Source organism: Candidatus Hydrogenedentota bacterium (genome assembly GCA_035450225.1).
GTDB lineage: Bacteria > Hydrogenedentota > Hydrogenedentia > Hydrogenedentales > SLHB01 > DSVR01.
In genome coordinates, this window is the sequence record DAOTMJ010000043.1 from 26,434 (window position 1) to 33,077 (window position 6,644).

Sequence of the window (6,644 nt, forward strand, 5' to 3'; positions counted from 1 at the left end):
GTACATCTCCCTTGCTAACGCCCCGGAAATGCATGAAGACGACAGGATTCCAAACATTGCATTCCGCATTCAAATTCTTTTTTACCGGGCCTCCGCCACGGCAAAAATGCCTATAAGCGGCAACCGGCTAAACAGTTCAATATTCGCATTTAAACCCTGTCCAGCCGCATAAATAATCTAATTTATTCAATTCTTTATCGTGAAATATTTCACATTGCAAAAACAAAATACTTGTAATTTTGAAAAGTTCATGGCATAATTCATTCACTTTCTGCGATGGGAATCAGTAGAAAGTACGCAAGAATATGCTTCTTGTCGTGAAAATTACGGAAACCACTCTCAATTTTAACGGGAAAAATACGGATAAGGAGGAGGGAATGTCGGAAGTATCCAGACGGCAATTTCTGGTGGGCAGCGGCGGTTTATTGGGTTTTCTGGGGATTGACCTCTCGCCTGCACTGTCGTTCGCCGAAAGCCGTACGGCGCGGATCACGAGGGGCCGCCAGACCACGACCATTTGCCCTTATTGCGGGTGTGGCTGTTCCGCGGTGGTGTCGTCGGAACAACGCGACGGACGATGGGTGGCCATCAATGTGGAGGGCGACGCGGATCACCCCATCAACGAGGGGACGCTGTGCGCGAAGGGCGCTTCGTTGTACCAGATGTGCAACAACGAAAACCGTCTCAAGAAAGTGCTGCATCGCAAGCCGGGCTCGGACCGTTTCGAGGAAGTGGATTGGGCCACGGCGGCGCAGCGCATCGCCCGATTGATCAAGGATACCCGCGACGCCTCGTTCACCGAGCGCAACGCGAAGGATCAGGTGGTCAATCGAACGACCGCCATCGCCTCGTTGGGCAGTGCGGCGCTGGACAACGAGGAATGCTGGCTGTATCAGAAATTCGTCCGCGGCCTGGGACTTGTCTACATCGAGCATCAGGCGCGGCTTTGCCATTCCTCGACGGTGCCGAGTCTGGCGGCCACCTATGGCCGCGGCGCGATGACCAATCACTGGATTGACCTGAAAAACAGCGACGTCATCCTCGCCATGGGCTCCAATCCGGGCGCGAACCATCCCATTTCGATGCACTGGGTCATGAAGGCCAAAGAGAACGGGGCCAAGTTGGTTTGCGTGGATCCGCGTTTCACACGGACAGCTTGTGTCGCGGACGTATACGCGCCGCTGCGTTCGGGCACCGACATCGCCTTCTTGGGCGGTATGATCAAATACATTCTCGACAAGGATCTCATCCAGCGCGACTACGTGCTGAATTATACGAATGCATCGTTCATCGTGAGCGACGATTACTCGTTCGACGAGGCTTCGGGGCTGTTCAACGCATACGATCCGGAAAAGCGCAAATACGACAAATCGAAATGGACCTATAAACTGGCCGAGGGGACACCCACCGAACCCCAGCGGGACATGACGCTCCAAGATCCGCGTTGCGTATACCAATTGCTCAAGAAGCATTATGCGCGGTACGATATGGAAACCGTGTCGAAGGTCACCGGAACACCCGTGGCGGACCTTGAACGAGTCTACGAAACGTATGCCTCCACGCACCGGCCCGATCGCGCCGGCACCATCATGTACGCCATGGGCTGGACCCAACACACGGTGGGTGTGCAAAACATTCGCGCCATGGCCGTCATTCAGTTGCTGCTGGGCAACATCGGCGTGGCGGGCGGCGGCGTCAACGCCATGCGCGGCGAGTCGAACGTCCAAGGTTCGACCGATCACGGCTTGCTGTTTCATATCCTTCCCGGCTATCTGAAGACGCCGGCGGCCTCGCTTCCGGCGCTCGAAAACTACAACAAGACCAATACGCCGGCCACGCTGGGCGCATCGAGCGTCAACTGGTGGGGCAACACGCCAAAGTACATGACAAGTTTCCTCAAGTCCATGTTCGGCGACAACGCCACGCCGGAAAATGATTTCGGATACGCATGGCTTCCGAAAGTAGACGACGGCGTCAACTACTCGTGGCTCCAGATATTCGACAAGATCCACGAGGGAGAAATCCGCGGCATGTTCGCCTGGGGCATGAATCCCGCGTGCAGCGGCGCCAACTCGAACAAGACCCGGCAGGCGCTGGCCAAATTGGACTGGCTTGTCAACGTCAACATCTTCCCGAACGAAACCGGATGGTTCTGGGAAGATGCCAGTCTTGGTATTCCCCCTTCAAACATCAAGACAGAGGTCTTTGTCCTGCCGGCAGCGGCTTCGATCGAAAAACAGGGCAGCATCACCAACAGCGGGCGGTGGATGCAGTGGCGTTACAAGGGCGCCGATGCGCCGGGCGACGCACGGCCCGACGGCGATATCATGAATCTGATTTTCGCCGAATTGAGGAAACTGTACGCATCCGAGGGCGGCCAATGCCCCGAACCGATTCTGAACCTCCGTTGGGACGAATATCTCCACGACGGTGAGATTGACGCCGAGGCCATTGCAAAGGACATTAACGGCCAGTTCTTGGCGGATGTGACGCTGGCCGACGGCAAGAGTTACAAGAAAGGCGAACTCGTGCCCAGTTTCGCGATGCTTCAGGCCGATGGAACCACATCGAGCGGCTGCTGGATCTATGCCGGCTCGTTCACGCAGGACGGCCAAAACAAATCGAAGAAGCGCGTGCGTGAAACATCGGGCATCGGGCTGCACCCGGATTGGGCATGGTCGTGGCCGGTCAACCGGCGCATCCTGTACAATCGGGCCTCGGTGGACGTGAACGGCGTGCCGTACAATCCGCGCGTGCCGGTGATTGCGTGGGATGCCGATGCGGGGAAATGGACGGGGGACGTGGTGGATGCGCCCGCAACGATTCCCCCGATGGCGCAAGCCGGCGGCAAACTGCCTTTCATCATGAACGAGGAAGGCGTGGGGCGGCTGTGGACGATGAAACTTGAGGACGGGCCGTTTCCGGAGCATTACGAACCCTTCGAGTCGCCCATTGACAACAACCCCTTCAACGGGCAACCGTTCAACCCGGCCTGCAAGGTATTCAAGGGTCCCATGGACAAGCGGGCCGAGCCGGGAGGAGCCGAATTCCCGATTGTCGCCAGCACGTACCGCCTCACCGAACACTGGCAGACCGGCGTCATGACCCGGAATTGCCCATGGTTGCTTGAATTGCAGCCGCAGATGTTCGTCGAAATGAGCGAAACACTGGCTGAAGAAAAGGGCATCCGGGCCGGCGATGTGGTCGAGGTGAAGAGCGCGCGCGGCACAGTGCTGGCGGTCGCGATTCCCACCAAACGCTTCAAGCCGATGACCATCATGGGCAAGACCGTGCATACGGTGGGCATGCCGTGGTGCTTCGGATGGAAAACGCCGAATTCCGGCGACAGCGCCAATCTACTCACGCCGAACATCGGCGACGCCAACACAATGATCCCCGAAACCAAGACATTCCTCGTCAACATTGAAAAAGCCCACGGCAAGACCCTGCGGACGGTTCCCGAATTGTCCGCTACAAGGAGAGCATGATGAGCCTGGCCGTTTTAGTGGATACAACGAAGTGCATCGGGTGCCGTTCCTGTCAAGTTTCCTGCAAGCAGTGGAACGGTTTGCCGGCGGAACGCACCCATATCGAAGGCCGCGACACGGGATACCAGAATCCCCTTTCACTGTCGTCGCATACCTACACGATGGTAAGTTTTCGCGAAATCGCCGAACCCACGGCGCCCGGTGGATTCAAGCGGGTCTTCGCCAAGCGCCAGTGCATGCACTGCGAGGAGCCGTCCTGTGTGTCGGCCTGTCCGGTCACGGCGCTGCGCAAGACGGCGGAAGGCCCGGTAATTTACGACAGCAACAAGTGCATGGGATGCCGATATTGCGTGTGGGCGTGCCCATTCGGCGTTCCGACTGCGGATTGGGACTCGCTCACGCCGGTCATACGAAAATGCACGATGTGCTTCGACCGTATCACCGGCCACATGGAAATCGCCGACTTGAACGGCCAGCCGGTGGCGGCCGAGGCGCGCGAACGCTACGCCGCCAGCGGAAAAACGCCGGCCTGTGTGAAGGCATGCACGACGGGGGCGCTTCGGTTCGGTAATCGCGACGATCTGCTGAAGACGGCATGGGAACGGGTCCGGGCCATGCCGGATCGGTACGTGCAGCACGTCTACGGCGAACACGAAGTGGGCGGCACTTCGTTTCTGTACTTAGCGGCGGTACCGTTCGAAAAAGCCGGATTCCGGCACGATCTCGGCACGCATGCGCCGCCCGAATACTCGTCAATTGCGCTGAGCCTTGTGGCCCCCGCGGCCATGGGCCTTGGCGCCCTGTTGACTGCTGTATACATGCTTCAACAACGCAAGATAAAACTGGCCGAGGCGCCTGCCCCGGCTGAAAAGGAGTAAACCATGCATCACGAACACGAAATTGTTCCGGCCCGGCTTGTCACGTGGCGGCTTGTTCTGCTTGCGCTGCTCATGGTGGCGGGCGCCGCCGCCTTCGTGGCGCGATTCGCTTATGGACTCGGCGTAACGACCAATCTGAGCGACAACTACCCCTGGGGACTGTGGATCGTATTTGACTTGGTATGGATTGCGCTGGCAGGCGGCGCTTTTGCGACAGCCGGTCTTGTCTATGTGTTCATGGCCCGCGAATATCACCCCCTGGCGCGCCCGGCAGTATGGATGGGATTCCTGAGTTATTCGTTCGTCGTGGTCACGCTGTTGGCCGACCTTGGACGGCCCTGGAATTTCTATCACCTGATTCTCCAGCGGCCGGAACACTCCGCCATGTATGAAGTGTCGTGGTGCGTCGGTCTGTATGTAACAATACTGGCGCTTGAATTCGCCCCCACGCTGTTCGAGCGCTTCAAATGGCAAAAACTTCACGACCTGTGGCGGGTGTGGTCGCCGGTGTACACGGTGGCCGCGCTGTCGGTCTTCGTTTTTCTGATGTCGCACAGCCTGGCCATGGCGGCGCTCGCATTGGTCATATTCACGGCGGTCGCCCATTTGACCCGCGACTCGCACCGGGAAACCGGCGTGCCGATTATTCTGATCGTCGCGGCCGTCACCTTGTCCACGATGCATCAGTCGTCGCTGGGTTCGATCTTCCTGCTCATGCGCGACAAACTGAGCGCGTTCTGGTGGTCGCCCGCGATGCCGGTTCTTTTCTTTTTCTCGGCGGTGGTTTCGGGCTTCGCGCTGGTCATGTTGATGGATGTGCTGATCTCGTACTTCTTCCGGCGGCCCTACCAGTGGAACATGCTGGCCGGCATGGGAAAAATCCTGTGGGGCGTGCTCGGCGTTTACCTCGCGCTGCGTTTCGCGGACATTGTATATCGCGGCCAGTTCGCCGCCCTTTTCGCGGGTGCGGGCCATGCGGCGGTTGCCGCGGGGCATAGCGGCGATTTCGGCTGGGGCGGCGCGGCGCGCGGCGCGGACTACCGCCATATCCTCTTCATTGTCGAAATTGTCGTGGGCGGCATCGTGCCGTTGGTGCTGCTTTCCTTCGAGGCGTTCCGAAAACAGCGCGTATTGCTGCTTTGCGGCGCATTGCTGGCGCTCGGCGGCGTCGTGTTCAACCGGCTCAATGTCGTACTGCTCGGCATGAACCTGCCGGGCACACAGCCCGGCGGACTGGTCGGAACCTATTATCCCAGTCTTATCGAGTGGGTGCTTTCCCTCTCGCTGATCGCGGCGGCGGTGTTTTTCTTCGCAACCGGCGTGAAACTGCTGCCCATTCTGCCCAAGGCGCAACGTTCCTACGAGCGCGCATGAACGACATGCGCGAATGCTGGAAACGGAACGCGGATGGACTGGAGCGGCTTGCCTCGCTCGGCCATGTTCCTTCGGGTTACTTGGCGCTCCGCAGGGCCTTGTACCGTGCCCAAACGGCGGTATGCGACGCGCTATCGGGCGATTGTTTTCACGGCGCACCCGTCGCCGCCGGCATGCTCCCGTACAATCCGACCGCAATGGCCGGCATTCTGGACGAGATGGCCGGCTCCCTGAACGAAGGCACGGCGGCGGCGGCGGACCTTGATCGAATGAGGGCCGTTCCTGACGAATTGCCTTTGCTGGCCGACATCGCCATGTTCAGTCCCGATTCGAATCGCTTGAACGAGTGGGCGGCCCGGCGGAGCGTTTCCGGGGAAGCCGCCCTCTTCTTTGGGCGCGCGTGCGGAGCGCCGTATGTATTTCGGGCGGTTCAGGAAGCAACCACCAAAACGCTCGAAACCGATGCCCCACGGGAAGGCAAATGCCCGTCCTGTGGATCGCCGCCAGGTCTCGCGTTGATCTGCGGCGACGACGGACACCGGGAACTGGCCTGTTCGCTGTGCGGATCGAGGCGGGGCTATCCGCGCCTACAATGCCCGTTTTGCGGAAAAGCGGGGATTTTGGAAACCGTCAGGGACGCCGATGCCGCGGCCCGATGGATTGAAGGATGCGAAAGTTGCGGCGGCTATCTGAAAACCGTGGATGCCCGATCAGCGCCGGTTTTGCCCTTGGTCGAATCGGTGGAGACGCTCTATCTCGATTTGATTGCCGAAAAAGAAGGCTTCCGGCGCGGCATGCCGTACGTCGCGCTCAACTGAATACAGAGGTGAATTTCATGCATCTTGTTGAAACGGAAGTTGAGTAATTCGTTTTTGGGCAGGCTTGTCCCGTAAGGCTTTGGGGG

Annotated in this window: 4 protein-coding genes; all 4 read left to right on the top strand. The window is 58.9% G+C overall.

Annotated features, from left to right (window positions below):
• Nucleotides 1–377: 377 nt before the first annotated feature.
• The 4 genes from fdnG to P5540_16835 are packed head-to-tail and all read left to right on the top strand — an operon-like array spanning nt 378 to nt 6,558.
• Nucleotides 378–3,488, top strand: coding sequence for a formate dehydrogenase-N subunit alpha (gene fdnG, locus P5540_16820; GenBank protein ID HRT66481.1), 3,111 nt, complete (start codon nt 378–380; stop codon nt 3,486–3,488).
• Nucleotides 3,485–4,366 carry a 4Fe-4S dicluster domain-containing protein gene (locus P5540_16825; GenBank protein HRT66482.1) on the top strand — a complete coding sequence of 294 codons (882 nt, stop codon included), beginning with the start codon at nt 3,485–3,487 and terminating at the stop codon, nt 4,364–4,366. Before fdnG ends, P5540_16825 begins: the two co-directional genes overlap by 4 nt.
• A gap of 3 nt (nt 4,367–4,369) precedes the next feature.
• Nucleotides 4,370–5,740, top strand: a complete 1,371-nt coding sequence (gene nrfD / locus P5540_16830; GenBank protein HRT66483.1) for a polysulfide reductase NrfD — start codon at nt 4,370–4,372, stop codon at nt 5,738–5,740.
• Nucleotides 5,737–6,558, top strand: a complete 822-nt coding sequence (locus P5540_16835; GenBank protein HRT66484.1) for a formate dehydrogenase accessory protein FdhE — start codon at nt 5,737–5,739, stop codon at nt 6,556–6,558. Before nrfD ends, P5540_16835 begins: the two co-directional genes overlap by 4 nt.
• Nucleotides 6,559–6,644: the final 86 nt, after the last annotated feature.

What these genes read in the sequence shown, in the direction of transcription:
- P5540_16835 (HRT66484.1), top strand. Translation starts at nt 5,737, where the DNA reads ATGAACGACATGCGCGAATGCTGGAAACGGAACGCGGATGGACTGGAG.
- nrfD (HRT66483.1), top strand. Translation starts at nt 4,370, where the DNA reads ATGCATCACGAACACGAAATTGTTCCGGCCCGGCTTGTCACGTGGCGG.
- fdnG (HRT66481.1), top strand. Translation starts at nt 378, where the DNA reads ATGTCGGAAGTATCCAGACGGCAATTTCTGGTGGGCAGCGGCGGTTTA.
- P5540_16825 (HRT66482.1), top strand. Translation starts at nt 3,485, where the DNA reads ATGATGAGCCTGGCCGTTTTAGTGGATACAACGAAGTGCATCGGGTGC.